This window comes from Streptomyces sp. NPDC090106 (assembly GCF_044747265.1).
In the GTDB taxonomy this organism is placed as follows: Bacteria; Actinomycetota; Actinomycetes; order Streptomycetales; family Streptomycetaceae; genus Streptomyces.
Window position 1 is genome coordinate 1,000,961 of the sequence record NZ_JBIVDS010000001.1, and the last position, 15,444, is coordinate 1,016,404.

Annotated in this window: 15 protein-coding genes; 11 read left to right on the top strand and 4 right to left on the bottom strand. The window is 71.2% G+C overall.

Translation table 11 applies throughout. The features are described 5' to 3' along the window. Positions 1 to 173: 173 nt before the first annotated feature. The 5 genes from ACIPSE_RS04465 to ACIPSE_RS04485 all read left to right on the top strand — a co-directional run bounded on the left by ACIPSE_RS04465 (position 174) and on the right by ACIPSE_RS04485 (position 7,215). A complete protein-coding gene (locus ACIPSE_RS04465; protein ID WP_401657254.1) occupies positions 174 to 1,361 on the top strand; it encodes a sensor histidine kinase in 1,188 nt (395 codons plus the stop codon). A gap of 233 nt (positions 1,362 to 1,594) precedes the next feature. Further along, positions 1,595 to 2,953 carry a sensor histidine kinase gene (locus tag ACIPSE_RS04470; protein WP_401657256.1) on the top strand — a complete coding sequence of 453 codons (1,359 nt, stop codon included), beginning with the start codon at positions 1,595 to 1,597 and terminating at the stop codon, positions 2,951 to 2,953. Between the two features lie 318 nt (positions 2,954 to 3,271). Further along, positions 3,272 to 3,931 (top strand): LuxR C-terminal-related transcriptional regulator, encoded by a 660-nt coding sequence (locus ACIPSE_RS04475; protein ID WP_401657682.1) that lies wholly within the window; start codon positions 3,272 to 3,274, stop codon positions 3,929 to 3,931. 271 nt (positions 3,932 to 4,202) lie between these two features. Then, positions 4,203 to 6,143: a 2-oxoacid:acceptor oxidoreductase subunit alpha gene (locus ACIPSE_RS04480; RefSeq protein ID WP_401657258.1), complete on the top strand. Its 1,941-nt coding sequence runs from the start codon at positions 4,203 to 4,205 to the stop codon at positions 6,141 to 6,143. Then, complete coding sequence (locus tag ACIPSE_RS04485) at positions 6,136 to 7,215, top strand: 2-oxoacid:ferredoxin oxidoreductase subunit beta (protein ID WP_401657260.1); 1,080 nt, start codon at positions 6,136 to 6,138, stop codon at positions 7,213 to 7,215. Before ACIPSE_RS04480 ends, ACIPSE_RS04485 begins: the two co-directional genes overlap by 8 nt. A 55-nt stretch (positions 7,216 to 7,270) precedes the next feature. Here ACIPSE_RS04485 and ACIPSE_RS04490 read toward each other — a convergent pair whose 3' ends face one another. The 3 genes from ACIPSE_RS04490 to ACIPSE_RS04500 form a co-directional block, all read right to left on the bottom strand. Then, positions 7,271 to 7,528, bottom strand: a complete 258-nt coding sequence (locus tag ACIPSE_RS04490) for a hypothetical protein (protein ID WP_401657262.1) — start codon at positions 7,526 to 7,528, stop codon at positions 7,271 to 7,273. Between the two features lie 134 nt (positions 7,529 to 7,662). After that, positions 7,663 to 8,109: a DUF6082 family protein gene (locus ACIPSE_RS04495; protein ID WP_401657264.1), complete on the bottom strand. Its 447-nt coding sequence runs from the start codon at positions 8,107 to 8,109 to the stop codon at positions 7,663 to 7,665. Between the two features lie 293 nt (positions 8,110 to 8,402). Next, on the bottom strand, positions 8,403 to 8,798 hold the full coding sequence (locus tag ACIPSE_RS04500) for a winged helix-turn-helix transcriptional regulator (RefSeq protein ID WP_401657266.1): 396 nt from the start codon (positions 8,796 to 8,798) through the stop codon (positions 8,403 to 8,405). A gap of 91 nt (positions 8,799 to 8,889) precedes the next feature. Here ACIPSE_RS04500 and ACIPSE_RS04505 point away from each other — a divergent pair, with 91 nt between their 5' ends. From ACIPSE_RS04505 to ACIPSE_RS04520, 4 genes are all read left to right on the top strand, one after another. Continuing rightward, positions 8,890 to 9,744, top strand: a complete 855-nt coding sequence (locus ACIPSE_RS04505; protein WP_401657268.1) for an SDR family oxidoreductase — start codon at positions 8,890 to 8,892, stop codon at positions 9,742 to 9,744. Positions 9,745 to 9,885: 141 nt separating this feature from the next. Then, a complete protein-coding gene (gene rarD, locus ACIPSE_RS04510) occupies positions 9,886 to 10,878 on the top strand; it encodes an EamA family transporter RarD (protein WP_401657270.1) in 993 nt (330 codons plus the stop codon). A 37-nt stretch (positions 10,879 to 10,915) separates the two neighbouring features. Further along, on the top strand, positions 10,916 to 11,398 hold the full coding sequence (locus tag ACIPSE_RS04515; protein ID WP_401657272.1) for a VOC family protein: 483 nt from the start codon (positions 10,916 to 10,918) through the stop codon (positions 11,396 to 11,398). Positions 11,399 to 11,551: 153 nt separating this feature from the next. Further along, complete coding sequence (locus ACIPSE_RS04520; protein WP_401657274.1) at positions 11,552 to 12,505, top strand: M28 family metallopeptidase; 954 nt, start codon at positions 11,552 to 11,554, stop codon at positions 12,503 to 12,505. Between the two features lie 75 nt (positions 12,506 to 12,580). Here ACIPSE_RS04520 and ACIPSE_RS04525 read toward each other — a convergent pair whose 3' ends face one another. Then, positions 12,581 to 13,948, bottom strand: a complete 1,368-nt coding sequence (locus tag ACIPSE_RS04525; RefSeq protein WP_401657684.1) for a tetratricopeptide repeat protein — start codon at positions 13,946 to 13,948, stop codon at positions 12,581 to 12,583. A 249-nt stretch (positions 13,949 to 14,197) separates the two neighbouring features. Between ACIPSE_RS04525 and ACIPSE_RS04530 the strand changes: the two genes are divergently transcribed. Both ACIPSE_RS04530 and ACIPSE_RS04535 read left to right on the top strand, forming a co-directional pair. Further along, on the top strand, positions 14,198 to 14,710 hold the full coding sequence (locus ACIPSE_RS04530) for a DUF6668 family protein (RefSeq protein WP_401657276.1): 513 nt from the start codon (positions 14,198 to 14,200) through the stop codon (positions 14,708 to 14,710). Positions 14,711 to 14,855: 145 nt separating this feature from the next. Beyond that, the gene (locus tag ACIPSE_RS04535) at positions 14,856 to 15,443 is read left to right on the top strand and encodes a flavodoxin family protein (protein ID WP_401657278.1); all 588 of its coding nucleotides are present in this window, start codon (positions 14,856 to 14,858) and stop codon (positions 15,441 to 15,443) included. Position 15,444 lies beyond the last annotated feature (1 nt).

Here is a 15,444-nt window from a genome sequence, read left to right on the forward strand (position 1 = left end):
GCGGGGTCGGTGTGGGGTCCTGGCGGGGTCGGTGTGGGGTCCTGGCGGGGTCGGTGTGGGGTTCCGGCGGGGTTCGGGTGCGGTCGGGTCAGGGTTCGGGTGGGGTTTTCCCCCGGACTTCTCGGTGGTCCCCCTCATGGCGTTCCGGCGCGGCGCGCGGCACGCTGGCCCATATGACCGAACGCCGCCCCAGACAGCTCCGGACCCGGGCCGCCGAGCCCGCGCCCGAGCTCCCGCCCGCACGTTTCGCCTACGGCGCGCACACCTGGAAGGAGATCGCTCATCTCCTGCTGAACCTGCCGATGTCGGTGTTCGGGTTCGTGTACGTGATGACCGTGCTGTTCACCGGTGCCCTGCTGACGCTGACGGTGATCGGTCTGCCGGTGCTCGCGGCCGGGCTGATGGGCGCGCGGCAACTGGGCAAGCTGGAGCGCAAGCGGGCCCGGGCGCTGCTCGGGGTGCGGATCGACGAGCCGAGTCCGCTGCCGTGGAGCACCGCGCGCAGCGGGTTCTTCCAGCAGCTGTGGCTGATGCTGAAGGACCCGGTGGGCTGGCGGACGATCCTGTACGACTTCATCCGGCTGCCCTGGGGCATCGTCACCTTCACCGTCACGCTGACCTCGTTGTTCGTGCTGTGGCCGGTGCTGCCGTTCATCGCGCGGGGGCTCACCAACGCCGACCGGGCGATGGTGCGCGGACTGCTCTCGCCCTCGGACGAGTTGGAGCGGCGCATCGCCGAACTGGAGTCGGACCGCGGGGTCGTGGTGGACACGGCGGCGGCGGATCTGCGGCGCATCGAGCGGGATCTGCACGACGGGGCGCAGGCCCGGCTGGTCAGTCTCGCGATGGGGCTGGGCCTGGCGAAGGAGAAGCTGCTGGAGGACCCCGACCACGCGGCGGCGATGGTCGCGGAGGCGCACGGCGAGGTGAAGCTGGCGCTCCAGGAGCTGCGGGACCTGGCCCGGGGCATCCACCCGGCGGTCCTCACGGACCGGGGCCTCGACGCCGCCCTGTCCTCCGTCGCCTCACGCTGCACGGTGCCGGTGCAGGTGACCGCCGATCTGGACGAGCGGCCCGCCGCCGCCATCGAGGGCATCGCCTACTTCACCGTCTCCGAGCTGCTCCAGAACGTCAGCAAGCACAGCGGCGCGCGGACGGCGTCGGTGGAGGTGTGGCGGTCCGAGGACCGGCTGCTGATCCAGGTGTCGGACGACGGCCGGGGCGGCATCCGCCTCGAAGGCGGCACCGGCATGCGGGGTCTGGCCGAACGGCTCGACGCCGTCGACGGACTGTTCGTCGTCGACTCCCCCGTCGGCGGCCCCACGACGGTGACGGCGGAACTGCCCTGGCGGAACCGCTGACCCTCCGGCAGACCTCGGCCGGACCTCCGGCAGAGCTCGGCAGGGGCTCCGGCAGACCTGGGCCGGACCTCCGGCGGCCGGGCCGGGGCTCCGGCGGGCGGGGGTAGGGAAAACCCCCCTTCGAAGACTCCGATGGACTCCATGGCCCGGTGACCTGCCGTCGAGGAGTGTGGAGGTACGGCAGGACCGCCGCGCCGCACGGGCGAGTGGACGAGCAGAAACGGACGACGCCGATGGCCACGGAGTACGGACAGCGCTACGGGTACGACAGCGGGCTCGGGTCGACCGGGGAGACCCGGCGGCGCCGGCTGCCGACGGGGCTGCGGGCCCCCTTCGAGGGGCGCAGCTGGCGGGAGTTCGGGTATGTGCTGCTGGGCCTGCCGATCGCGGTCCTGCTGTTCACCTACGCCGTCACCATGGTCTCGCTCGGCGCGGGTCTGCTGGTGACGTTCCTCGGCGTCCCGGTGCTGGCGGCGGGTCTCGCCGGCTGCCGGGGCTTCGGCACGCTGGAGCGGGCGCGGGCACGCGGGCTGCTGGGCCTGGAGGTCGCCGACCCCGAGCCGCTGCGGATGCGCGGGCACGGGTTCATGGCCTGGATGGGGGCCGTCCTCAAGAGCGGTGCCTCGTGGCGCGCGCTGCTGTACGCGGTGATCCAGTTCCCGTGGGCGGTGTTCTCGTTCGTGGTCGCGGTGAACTTCTGGGCCTACGGGTGGGCGCTGCTGACGTATCCGCTGTGGTTCTGGGTGTTCCCGGCGTACGTCGGGCAGGACGGGCTCCAGCTCTACGGGGACCAGAGCCACCACATCTATCTGGACAACCCCTTCGAGATCGGGGTGACGGCGCTGGTCGGGCTGCTGTTCACGCTGGCCACGCCGTGGATCGTGCGGGCGCTGACGATGGTGGACCGGGTGATGGTGCACGGGCTGCTGGGGCCGTCGAAGCTGGCCACGCGGGTGGTGGAGCTGGAGTCGGACCGGGGGGTCGTCGTCGACACGGCCGCCGCCGATCTGCGGCGCATCGAGCGGGATCTGCACGACGGGGCGCAGGCCCGGCTGGTGGCGCTCGCCATGGATCTGGGGCTGGCGAAGGAGAAGCTCGCCGAGGACCCGGAGGCGGCGGCGCGGATGGTGGACGAGGCGCACGGCGAGGTGAAGACGGCGCTCCAGGAGCTGCGGGACCTGGCCCGGGGCATCCACCCGGCGGTCCTCACGGACCGGGGCCTCGACGCCGCCCTGTCCTCCGTCGCCTCACGCTGCACGGTGCCGGTGCAGGTGGAGGTCGATCTGGCGCAGCGGCCGGCGCCGGCGATCGAGGGGATCGCGTACTTCACGGTGTCGGAGCTGCTCCAGAACATCAGCAAGCACTCCCGGGCCACCTGGGCGGCGGTGGACGTGTGGCGGGTGGAGAACCGGCTGATGCTCCAGGTCGTGGACAACGGGGTGGGCGGCGCGGACACCTCTGGCGGGTCCGGGCTGGCGGGGCTGGGGGAGCGGCTCGACGCGGTGGACGGGGTGCTGGTGGTGGACTCTCCGGTGGGCGGGCCCACGCGGGTGACGGCGGAGCTGCCGTGGCGGGGTGAGCGGGCGCTCTGAGTGCGGGGCGGGGCGGGCGGTGGGGGTTTCTTCGCCCCCGCCGCCCTTACCCGTTCCCCTCCCCAGGGGCTGCCGACCCTTCGACCCCGCACCGCCCCGAGGGCTCCGCCCCCTGGACCCCCCATCGGCCCTGAACGGGCCTCGTCCTCAAGCGCCGGACGGGCTGAAAGAAACAAGGGGGTGGGCGGGAATCCGCCTTATCGCGCATCTGTTCGGCGTTGATTCGTGCCCCTCGGGCGCAGTCGGGTCCGAATGCTGGAATGCTGGACCACCGGACGTCGGAGTGCGTGCTGGGGGGCCGGGATCGTGGAGGACAGGGTGCGGGTGGTCATCGCCGAGGATTCGGTACTGCTCAGGGAAGGGCTGACCCGGCTGCTGACCGACCGCGGGCATGACGTGGTCGCGGGTGTCGGGGACGGCGAGGCCCTGATCAAGACCATCACCGAGCTGGACGCCCAGGGGGAACTGCCCGACGTCGTCGTGGCCGACGTGCGGATGCCGCCCACGCACACCGACGAAGGGGTCCGGGCGGCGGTGCAGCTGCGCAAGGCGCATCCCGGACTCGGGGTGCTGGTGCTGTCGCAGTACGTGGAGGAGCGGTACGCGACCGAGCTGCTCGCCGGCTCCACCCGCGGGGTCGGCTATCTGCTCAAGGACCGCGTGGCCGAGGTACGCGAGTTCGTGGACGCGGTGGTGCGGGTCGCCGAGGGCGGGACGGCGCTGGATCCCGAGGTCGTGGCGCAGCTGCTCGGGCGCAGCCGCAAGCAGGACGTGCTCGCGGGACTCACCCCGCGGGAGCGCGAGGTGCTGGGGCTGATGGCCGAGGGGCGGACGAACTCGGCGATCGCGCGGCAGCTGGTCGTCAGCGACGGCGCGGTGGAGAAGCACGTCAGCAACATCTTCCTGAAGCTCGGGCTGTCCCCGAGCGACGGGGATCACCGTCGCGTCCTGGCGGTCCTCACCTATCTGAACTCCTGATGCCCTGACACCGTGTCAGCTGTACGACGGCCGCGCGGGCCGCGGTCGTCACTCAGCGAACCCGGAGAACCACGCGGAAGCACCGAGCGTCTACAGAGTCAGGCATCGGGGGGCGAGAAATCATGACAAGTCAGGGCGAAGGGCCGTCTCAAAATCGTGTCCATCCTGCGATTGTCCACAGGAAGGCGACCCTTACGGACGTAGGGTTGATCCTGGGACGGCCCAAGGGAGGGCCGGTCCCGGACAGCCGCCTCGAGGGAGGTCCAGTTCAGTGACCAGCCAGGTCAGCAGCCCAGCGGAACAGGCCGACGAAGCAGTACTGGGAGAGCAACTGGGAGAGCAGCGCAAACCCGCCGCGGCGAAGGACGTCCGCCGGCTGGACCGGGTGATCATCCGCTTCGCGGGGGACTCCGGCGACGGTATGCAGCTCACCGGTGACCGTTTCACCTCGGAAACGGCCTCCTTCGGAAACGATCTGTCCACCCTCCCCAACTTCCCCGCCGAGATCAGGGCCCCCGCAGGCACACTGCCGGGGGTCTCGTCGTTCCAGCTGCACTTCGCCGACCACGACATCCTCACGCCGGGCGACGCGCCGAACGTCCTCGTCGCGATGAACCCGGCGGCGCTGCGGGCGAACGTCGGCGATCTGCCGCGCGGCGCGGAGATCATCGTCAACACGGACGAGTTCACCAAACGGGCGATGCAGAAGGTCGGGTACGGCGCCTCGCCCCTGGAGGACGGGTCGCTCGACGGGTACAGCCTCCATCCCGTGCCGTTGACCACCCTGACCGTCGAGGCCCTCAAGGAGTTCGACCTCAGCCGCAAGGAGGCCGAGCGCAGCAAGAACATGTTCGCGCTGGGGTTGTTGTCGTGGATGTATCACCGTCCGACGGAGGGCACGGAGCGGTTCCTGCGGACGAAGTTCGCGAAGAAGCCGGACATCGCCGCGGCGAACATCGCGGCGTTCCGTGCGGGCTGGAACTTCGGTGAGACGACCGAGGACTTCGCCGTCTCCTACGAGGTGGCGCCCGCCGCGCAGGCGTTCCCGGTCGGCACGTACCGCAACATCTCCGGGAACCTGGCCCTGTCCTACGGTCTGATCGCCGCCGGACGCCAGGCGGACCTGCCGCTGTTCCTGGGCTCCTACCCGATCACCCCGGCCTCGGACATCCTGCACGAGCTGAGCCGGCACAAGAACTTCGGGGTGCGCACCTTCCAGGCCGAGGACGAGATCGCGGGCATCGGCGCGGCGCTGGGCGCGGCCTTCGGCGGCTCCCTCGCGGTGACCACCACCTCCGGTCCGGGTGTGGCCCTGAAGTCGGAGACCATCGGGCTGGCGGTCTCCCTGGAGCTGCCGCTGCTGGTCGTCGACATCCAGCGCGGCGGTCCCTCCACCGGTCTGCCCACCAAGACCGAGCAGGCCGACCTGCTCCAGGCGATGTACGGCCGCAACGGCGAGGCCCCGGTCCCCGTGATCGCCCCGCGCACACCGGCCGACTGCTTCGACGCCGCCCTGGAGGCGGCCCGTATCGCCCTGACCTACCGCACCCCGGTCTTCCTGCTCTCCGACGGCTACCTCGCCAACGGCTCCGAGCCCTGGCGCATCCCCGAGACCGATGAACTCCCGGACCTGACCACGCAGTTCGCGCAGGGACCCAACCACACCCTGGACGACGGCACCGAGGTGTTCTGGCCCTACAAACGCGACCCGCGGACCCTGGCCCGCCCGTGGGCGATCCCCGGCACCCCCGGTCTCGAACACCGCATCGGCGGCATCGAGAAACAGGACGGCACCGGCAACATCTCCTACGACCCCACCAACCACGACTTCATGGTCCGCACCCGCCAGGCCAAGATCGACGGCATCACCGTGCCCGACCTCGAGGTCGACGACCCGCACGGCGCCCGCACCCTGGTCCTGGGCTGGGGCTCCACCTACGGCCCCATCACCGCCGCGGTCCGGCGCCTGCGCGCCGCGGGCGAGTCCATCGCCCAGGCCCACCTGCGCCACCTCAACCCCTTCCCCCACAACCTCGCCGCCGTCCTGGACGGCTACGACAAGGTCGTCATCCCGGAGATGAACCTCGGACAGCTCGCCACACTGATCCGGGCCAAGTACCTGGTCGACGCGCACTCGTACAACCAGGTGAACGGCATGCCGTTCAAGGCCGAACAGCTCGCCACGGCTCTCAAGGAGGCCATCGATGGCTGAGACGTCCACGGAAGGCACGGGCACGATCGAGGCGCTCTCCCTCGTCCCCAAGGCCGAGGCCAGGCAGTCGATGAAGGACTTCAAGTCCGACCAGGAAGTGCGCTGGTGCCCCGGCTGCGGCGACTACGCCATCCTGGCGGCCGTCCAGGGGTTCATGCCGGAACTGGGGCTGGCCAAGGAGAACATCGTCTTCGTCTCCGGCATCGGCTGCTCCTCCCGCTTCCCGTACTACATGAACACCTACGGCATGCACTCCATCCACGGCCGGGCACCGGCGATCGCGACCGGACTGGCGTCCTCGCGGCGGGACCTGAGCGTGTGGGTGGTGACGGGCGACGGCGACGCCCTCTCCATCGGCGGCAACCACCTCATCCACGCACTGCGCCGCAACGTCAACCTCAAGATCCTCCTCTTCAACAACCGGATCTACGGCCTCACCAAAGGCCAGTACAGCCCCACCTCCGAGGTCGGGAAGATCACCAAGTCCACCCCCATGGGCTCCCTGGACGCACCCTTCAACCCCGTCTCCCTCGCCATCGGCGCCGAGGCGTCCTTCGTGGCACGCACCGTGGACTCCGACCGCAAACACCTCACCGAGGTCCTGCGCCAGGCCGCCGCCCACCCCGGCACCGCACTCGTGGAGATCTACCAGAACTGCAACATCTTCAACGACGGCGCCTTCGAGGTCCTGAAGGACCGTCAGCAGGCCGGGGAGGCGGTGATCCGTCTCGAACACGGGCAGCCGATCCGGTTCGGCGCGGACGGTTCCAAGGGTGTGGTCCGTGACGCGGCGACCGGCGATCTGAAGGTGGTCACGGTGACGCCGGAGAACGAGTCCGCGGTCGTCGTCCACGACGCGCACTCCCCCTCCCCCACCACCGCCTTCGCCCTCTCCCGCCTCGCCGACCCGGACACGCTGCACCACACCCCGATCGGGGTCCTGCGCGCGGTGGACCGTCCGGTCTACGACACGCAGATGTCCGACCAGCTCGACGCGGCGATCGAACAGAACGGCAAGGGTGACCTGGCGGCGCTTCTCGCCGGGGGCGACACGTGGACGGTGGTCGGCTGACCCCGTCCGGACACACGAAGGGCCCGGACGCGCACCGCGTCCGGGCCCTTCGGCATCAGACGTCGGGGATGTCCCGCTTGGCCCGGAGGAGGGTCTCGCGAGTGATCACAACGATGCGCTCGTAGTCGGCGCGAGCGGCGTCTTCGGGGAGCAGACCGTCCAACTCCTCGGTCCGGTCCGTTCCGATCACCGCGAAACTTCCGTCACTCAACTCGAAGAGGTCAGGACACGTCGTGTCCGTGACACTTCCTCGCAGGCGCGGCGAGTCGCCGATACGTCGGAGAATGCGGACGGCGGAGGGTTCGTTGTGCACGCGGAAAGCCTCTTTGACGAGATGGGGCCATGGTCGTCGGACACAACCGACTCCGGTGCCCCAAGACACGTCATTTTAAACGGAGTTAGACCCTGGGAGTGAAGACTTCTGCCGCTTCGAGTGAAAGCAGTCCCTCAGGGCGACGGTGGCTCCTCCGGGTACGCCACGACCCACCATTCCTCCGGCTCCTCGCGGAGCCCCTCCACCACTACATCCACAGCACTCCCCACACGAGACTCCAGCGACCCGCGAGGCAGGCTTCTGCGGTGATCCCGAGTGAGCTCCCAGTAGCGCTCAAAGACGGGGTTCCTGCACAAAACCCGCAAATGCCCCATGAGTTCGTTCCATGTCATGGCTTCCACTCGGTGATGGAGCAGTATGCCGTGGTACTGCGCGTTGACATGGATGAGCTGACGACGCTCGCGCTCTGTGAGGCCCGACAGAATATTGACGGCATCGGCCAGAGCAGGATCTGCCATCCTGCGCTCCATCTGCTCGACCGAGATGCGGTGGAGCTGGATCAGGTTGGCATGCCTGATCTCCTTTGCGAGCACGGTCAGTTGCTCAAGCAGTCCCTCCACCCACCCCGCGGGACTTCCGCCCGCTGCTGAATCGTTCCCTCGCACATCCGGATCCCCTGTGTCCAATGCGAACCCCCGAGTCAGGCGTCCAGGCGCCGGCCAGCGGCTCGTCCGGACCGACGTACGGCTGGGCACAACACCGCGCCCCTCAGCATGCCGGGCGACTCAAGTCGGCCCGAGGGGCGGAAAGGGGGCGCACGGATGGACACCTCGCCGAGGTCAACCAACGCCCTGACATGTATGTGCCCAGCGAGCGCCGTCGACATACGTCCTGCCGGACCCCGGAGACCGCGTCATCCCTGCTCAGCAGCCGCTTTGCGCGTGTCGTACACCTCCCGCGCCTCCTCCACCGCCCCCATCCGCCGCTCCGTCCACAGCGCCAGGCTCCGTACCTGTTGTGCTGCCTCGGTGCCCAGGTTCGTGAGGGAGTAGTCGACCCTCGGGGGGATGACCGGCTTGGCGTCCCGGTGGACGAGGCCGTCCCGTTCCAGGGTCTGGAGGGTCTGCGTGAGCATCTTCTCGCTGACGCTCCGGCCGAAGCCGCTGACGGCGCGGCGCAGCTCGCTGAAGCGGTGGGGGCGGTCGAGGAGGGTGATGAGGACCAGGACGCCCCAGCGGCTGGTGACGTGCTCCAGGACGAGGCGGTAGGGGCACATCGCCTCGGGGCTCTCCGGATTGCTTACTGCCATGCCAGTACCTTACTTCAAAGTGGGTACTTTCCAAGAGTTAGTGCAGCTTCTACGGTGAGTGCATCCGCACCCCACAAGGAGATCGCACATCATGAGCATCGTCGTCACCGGAGCCACCGGACACCTGGGCAGCCACGTCGTCGAGCAGTTGCTGACGAAGGTCCCGGCCGAGCAGATCACGGCGGTCGTGCGCAGCGCGGAGAAGGGCTCCGCCCTCGCGGCCAAGGGCGTGAAGATCGCCGTCGCCGACTACAACGCCCCGGAGACCTTCGACGGCGTGTTCGGCGCCGGCGACAAGGTGCTGCTCATCTCCGGCAGCGAGGTCGGCAACGACCGCCCCGGCCAGCACACGGTCGTCATCGAGGCCGCCAAGGCCGCAGGCGTGGCCCTGCTCGCCTACACCAGCGCCCCCGGCACCCTCACCGCCGCGCTCGCGGACGACCACCGCGCCACCGAGAAGGTGCTGCTCGCCTCGGGGCTGCCGTACACACTGCTGCGCAACGGCTGGTACCACGAGAACTACACCGAGAACCTCGCCCCCACCCTGGAGCACAGCGCCGTCGTCACCGCCGCCGGTGAGGGCCGTGTCTCCTCCGCCTCCCGCGCCGACTACGCCGCGGCGGCCGTGGCCGTACTGACCGGCGAGGGGCACGAGAACCGGACGTACGAGCTCGGCGGCGACACCGCGTGGAGCTTCGCCGAGTACGCGGCCGAGCTGAGCCGGCAGACCGGCAAGGAGATCGCCGTCAGCCAGGTGTCCGGCGAGGCCCTGGTCTCCATCCTGACCGGCGCCGGTCTGCCGGAGCCGTTCGCCGAGATCCTCGCCGGCGTGGACGCCTCCATCGCCGAGGGCGAGCTGGTCGTCGACTCCGGGGACCTGTCCCGGCTGGCCGGCCGGCCCACCACCCCGCTGGCCGAGGCGATCGCCGCCGCCCTCAAGGGCTGACCCCCCGGCCGAGACCGAAGGCCGCGGACCCTGTCATGACCGTATGGCGATACGGGCATGACAGGCCGCGGCCTTCGGCGCTACCTTCGTGCTGGCATGCGTGAACCGGGACCACCGCATGTGTGAGCGGAAGGAGGGCCCGTGAGCGCGGAGCCCAAGGTCGATCGCGGCGAGCAGCGCATAGGACTGCTGAACGGCTTCGCCGCCTACGGGATGTGGGGCCTGTTCCCCATGTACTTCCCGCTGCTGAAGCCCGCCGGGCCGTTCGAGGTGCTGGCCCACCGGATGGTGTGGTCGCTCGCCGTCGTCGCCGTGGCCCTGCTCGTGCTGCGGCGGTGGCGATGGGCCGGGGAGCTGCTGCGCCAGCCCCGACGCCTCGCGCTGATCGCGGTCGGCGCGGCCTTCATCGCGGTCAACTGGGGCACCTACATCTGGGCCGTGGACAACGGCCGGGTCGTCGAGGCCTCCCTCGGGTACTTCATCAACCCGCTGGTCACCATCGCGATGGGCGTGCTCATCCTGAAGGAACGGCTGCGGCCCGCGCAGTGGGCGGCGGTCGGCGTCGGCTTCGCCGCGGTCCTCGTCCTCACCGTCGGCTACGGCCATCCGCCCTGGATCTCCCTCATCCTCGCCTGCTCCTTCGCGACGTACGGGCTGGTGAAGAAGCAGGTCAACCTGGGCGGCCTGGAGTCGCTGGCCGCCGAGACCGCGCTCCAGTTCCTGCCGGCGGTCGCCTTCCTGCTGCTGCTCGGGGCGCGTGGCGACTCCACGTTCACCGCCGAGGGCGCCGGGCACACCACCCTGCTGGTGCTGACCGGCGTGATCACCGCGCTGCCGCTCGTCTGCTTCGGCGCCGCCGCGATCCGGGTGCCGCTGTCCACGCTGGGGCTGCTCCAGTACCTGGCCCCGGTCTTCCAGTTCCTGCTCGGCATCGTCTACTTCCACGAGGCCATGCCGGCCGAGCGGTGGGCGGGCTTCGCCCTGGTCTGGCTGGCGCTGGCCCTGCTGACCTGGGACGCGCTGCGCGCGGCCCGGCGCGGACGGCTGCGGATGGACACCGCCCGCGCGGGCACCCCGGTCACCGGCCGGCGCGAGACCGCACCCGAGACCGCACCCGAGGCCGAGCCCGTTTAGGACAGTTCCCGACCTGGTCCGGGGCTATGAATGACCCATGACCACCACACCAGAGCCCGCCCCCGCCCCCGAGCCCGTCCACTGGAAGCTCGTCGTCGACTGCGCCGACCCGCACGCCCAGGCCGACTTCTGGGCCGCCGCGCTGCACTACACGGCCGAGGACAACCACGCCCTGATCGAGCGGCTCCTGGGCCTCGGCGCGCTGCCCCGTGAGGCCACCGTCGGGTTCCACGGGCGCCTCGCCTTCCGGGACCTGATCGCCGTACGGCATCCCGGGGATCCCTGTGACGCGGACAGCGGGACCGGGCTGGGGCGGCGGGTGCTGTTCCAGCGGGTGCCGGAGGAGAAGACGGTGAAGAACCGCCTCCACCTCGACCTGCACCCGGGCGCGGGGCGGCGGGAGGACGAGGTGGCGCGGCTGGCGGCGCTCGGGGCGCGGGTGCTGCGCGAGGTGGAGGAGCCGTCGGGGGCGTGGGTGGTCATGGCGGACCCCGAGGGCAACGAGTTCTGCGTGCACTGACCGCGGACCCGCAGGCCGGGCCGCACCTGCCCGGTATACGAACACCCGTGTCCTGATACCGCTCTTGACGGACTGTTGGCCACAGCTTCACCATCCAGGCACCCCATTCGCTGTGGAATCCCTGTGATTCCCGAGGAATTCGGAGCCCCCCACATGAAGCTCTCGGTTCCCGGACGCGCCACGGTCACCACCGTCATCGCGGCCGCGACACTCCTGGTCGGCGGATCCATAGCCGGCGCGGCCCCCGCCACCCCGAGACCCGCGGTGGCCGCCGCGCCGGACATCCCCGTCGCCAACGTCAAGGCGCACCTCACGCAGTTGCAGTCCATCGCCACCGCCAACGGCGGCAACCGGGCCCACGGCCGCACCGGCTACAAGGCCTCGCTCGACTACGTGAAGGCCAAGCTGGACGCCGCCGGGTACACCACGGTCATCCAGCAGTTCACGACCTCCGGGCGCACCGGCTACAACCTGATCGCCGACTGGCCGGGCGGCGACACCAACAAGGTCGTGATGGCCGGCTCGCATCTCGACAGCGTCACCTCCGGCGCCGGCATCAACGACAACGGCTCCGGCTCGGCGGCGGTCCTGGAGACGGCGCTGGCCGTGTCCCGGGCCGGGTACCAGCCCACCAAGCATCTGCGGTTCGCCTGGTGGGGCGCCGAGGAGCTGGGCCTGGTCGGCTCCCGCTACTACGTCAACAACCTGTCGTCCACGAACCGCGCGAAGATCAGCGGCTATCTCAACTTCGACATGATCGGCTCGCCCAACCCCGGGTACTTCGTCTACGACGACGACCCGACGATCGAGCAGACCTTCAAGGACTACTACGCCGGGCTCGGGGTCCCGACCGAGATCGAGACCGAGGGCGACGGCCGTTCCGACCACGCCCCGTTCAAGAACGTGGGCGTCCCGGTGGGCGGGCTGTTCAGCGGCGCGGACTACATCAAGACGGCGGCGCAGGCCGCCAAGTGGGGCGGTACGTCGGGGCTGGCCTTCGACCGCTGCTACCACTCGTCCTGCGACACGACGTCCAACATCAACGACACCGCGCTGAACCGGAACAGTGACGCGGTGGCGTACGCGATCTGGGCGCTCTCGGCCTGACGTCCGCCGGGCCCCTCGGGCCCAGGAAACCCATCGGCCCTGCCGGGCCCACGAGACCCATCGGCCCTGCCGGGCCTAGGACTTGCGGGCCCGTTCGGCGAGGCGGCCCATGCGGGCGCGGGCGGAGTCGAGCTGCTCCGCGTCCTCCGCGGCCGGGCCGCCCTCGGCGGACAGCTCGGTCCACAGGTTCAGCAGGTCGACGCCCATGCGCAGCCCGAGTTCCGGGTCGCGTACGGCACGCCAGGCGGTCGCCGCGCTCTGGACGTTGCCGTACGCGGCCTCGGCGTCCCGGGCTCCGTGGCGGGTCCTGGCCAGGTCGAGCGAGAGGCCGAAGGCGCGGACCGGGTCGCCGGCGAGATAGGCGATGTAGGAGGTCAGTTCGAGCAGCCGCAGCACCTCGGGGTGCTTGGCACCGAGCGCCGCCGACGCCCGGACCACCGTCTCCTCGGCCAGTTCCGACGCCTGCTGGATCCGCCCGGCCTTGACGGCCTCGTTGATGCCCGCCATCGGTTCGGCGAGCAGCGGGGTGCCGCCGCCGTCGTACGCCGTGGCCGGGTCGTCCCCGAGGACGGCCTCGGCGACGGCGTCGAACCCGCGCGGCGGGGTCGGCCTGGGGTCGGGGTCGTCGAGGCGTACGTCGGTGGCGTGCGCGTCGGCGATCAGCCCGAACGTCCTCGCGGCGCCCCTCGGCGCGTCCTGCGGCGCGTCCTGCGGTGCCGGAGCCTGTGCCGTCGCCGGGTCGCCCATCACCGGGGGCGGCCCGAACTGGCCGGTCGGGGGTGCGACGGTCCCGGGCGCGCGGTTCTCCACCCACTCCGGGACGGCCCGCAGCCGGAAGGTCGGCACGGCGTCCCGGGGCTCCTCCTCGGCCGCGTCCTCCGGCACGGCCCGCAGCGGGAAGGTGGCGGGCTCGGCGGGCCGGGCGGGCTCGGCCGGTGCGGCCGGCCGGTCCTCGGGCGCGGCGGGTCCGGCGTCGTGGCCCTCGGACCGCGCGGGCGGCGGGTCGTCGGTCGCCGCGGGGGGCCAGGTCACGGAGGGTTCGGGCAGCCGGTCCGCGGGCGCCTGGGGCTCGGCGGCCGGCAGCTCGGGCCGTGCGGGAGCCGGGGGCTCGGGGCGGAGGAGTGCCGGGGGCTCCGGCGGGGTGGTCGGCCGGGGTTCCGCGGTGAAGCTGCTGGCGCCGTCCATGGCGACGCGCAGGGCGACGACGTAGCCGATGCGGTCGTCGCGGACGGTGGCGTGGACGGGATGGCCGGTGGCGAGGGCGACCCGGTGGAGGTGGTTCAGCACCGTCTGCTGGATCTCCTCACCCGGGGTCACGGGCACGGGCACCCCGCCCACCGAGGCGCCGTCCGGCCCGACGAGGACGTCCACGGGGGCCGCCGCGAGCACCGCCGGGTGGGCGGCGCCCTGCTGTTCCCGCTTCTCGCGGCCAAGTCGCGACATCGTTCCCTCACTCGGATGCGTCGGGGAGTGGGCGGCGTACTGCGTGTTCGGGTCCCGGTCCGGGATGGGTCCGGCTTCCATGGTGCTCCCTCCCCGCTCCGGTCTCCGCTCCTCCGAGTCAGGAACCGGTCGCACACGTACTGTTGAGTAGTCTCTCCGCTCACTCACGGTACTCACGTCACCGTGACGTCACAGGCTCGTCCCAGCCCCGGCGGGAGCCGTCGGGGAGAAGCGGAAGGAGGGGGTTCCATGCGGTCCGACGTGCGGCAAGGGCCCGAGATCTGGCTGCGCGGACCGGTGGCCGTGCCCGAGGAGCCGAGCCCTGTCCCCCGGGGCACCGCGACGGCGCGGCACTTCTCCTGGGTGGGCACGCACGGCGGCTCCGGCACCTCCACGCTCTCCCGCGTCTACGGCGGCCACGACTGCGGGCACGGCTGGCCCGGCCCCGCCGATCCCCCGTCGGTGCTGCTGGTGGGCCGTACGCACGCGGCGGGCCTGGCGGCGGTGCTGCGCACGCTGGACCTCTTCCGGCTCGGCGAGGCGCCCCGGGGGCTGGACCTCGACGCGGTGGTGCTGGTCGCGGACGCCCCGGGGCGGCTGCCGAGGCCGCTCGCCCAGCACGTCAAGGTCATCGAGTCGGTGATCGACGTGTACCGCGTGCCCTGGGTCCCGGACTGGCGGCTCGGCGACCTGACCGGACGGCCACCGCGCGAGACGGAGGCGCTGGCCCGGCTGACGGGGGCGGCCCTGGACAGGAGGTAATTGCGTGCGCATATAATGCGTGTGCAGTTAATCGGCGTGCGCTCTACTTGTGGGCGTCTTGCTCGTGGACGCCTTGCTTGTGTGCACCCTCCCTGTGCGCGCCCTCCTCGGGCGTGTCGTCCCGTCTCACCGCCTGGGGGATCCCATGACCCGCCGCTTCCTGTTCCTGCTGGGCAGCAGCCGCGAGGAGGGCAACAGCGAACTGCTGGCCCGCCGGGCCGCCGAGCAGCTGCCCGCGGAGGCGGAGCGGCGCTGGATCTCGCTCGCCGAGCACCCGCTGCCCGACTTCCGGGACCTGCGCCACGACAGCGACCATGTCCGCCCCACGGACGGCACCGTCGGGCTGCTGCTGGACGCGACCCTCGCGGCGACGGACGTCGTGATCGTCTCCCCGCTCTACTGGTACTCCGTGTCCGCGTCCACCAAGCGCTATCTGGACCACTGGTCCGGCTGGCTGCGCACCCCCGGCGTCGACTTCAAGGCCGTCATGGCGGGGCGCACGCTCTGGGGCGTGACCGCGCTGGCCCACGAGGAGCCCGAGGTCGCCGACCCGCTGGTCGGCACCCTGCACCACTCGGCCGCGTATCTGGGGATGCGGTTCGGCGGGGTCCTCCTCGGCAACGGCAGCAAGCCGGGTGACGTGCTCGCGGACGCGCAGGCGCTGGCCCGGGCGAAGACGTTCTTCGCCCAGGAGCCGCCCCTCGCGCGCTTCCCCTACGAGGACGCCGCCTGAC

Coding starts and splice junctions, on each gene's coding strand:
- ACIPSE_RS04520 (WP_401657274.1), top strand. CDS start 11,552: ATGAAGCTCTCGGTTCCCGGACGCGCCACGGTCACCACCGTCATCGCG.
- ACIPSE_RS04470 (WP_401657256.1), top strand. CDS start 1,595: ATGGCCACGGAGTACGGACAGCGCTACGGGTACGACAGCGGGCTCGGG.
- ACIPSE_RS04530 (WP_401657276.1), top strand. CDS start 14,198: ATGCGGTCCGACGTGCGGCAAGGGCCCGAGATCTGGCTGCGCGGACCG.
- ACIPSE_RS04485 (WP_401657260.1), top strand. CDS start 6,136: ATGGCTGAGACGTCCACGGAAGGCACGGGCACGATCGAGGCGCTCTCC.
- ACIPSE_RS04505 (WP_401657268.1), top strand. CDS start 8,890: ATGAGCATCGTCGTCACCGGAGCCACCGGACACCTGGGCAGCCACGTC.
- ACIPSE_RS04500 (WP_401657266.1), bottom strand. CDS start 8,798: ATGGCAGTAAGCAATCCGGAGAGCCCCGAGGCGATGTGCCCCTACCGC.
- ACIPSE_RS04515 (WP_401657272.1), top strand. CDS start 10,916: ATGACCACCACACCAGAGCCCGCCCCCGCCCCCGAGCCCGTCCACTGG.
- ACIPSE_RS04535 (WP_401657278.1), top strand. CDS start 14,856: ATGACCCGCCGCTTCCTGTTCCTGCTGGGCAGCAGCCGCGAGGAGGGC.
- ACIPSE_RS04525 (WP_401657684.1), bottom strand. CDS start 13,948: ATGTCGCGACTTGGCCGCGAGAAGCGGGAACAGCAGGGCGCCGCCCAC.
- ACIPSE_RS04465 (WP_401657254.1), top strand. CDS start 174: ATGACCGAACGCCGCCCCAGACAGCTCCGGACCCGGGCCGCCGAGCCC.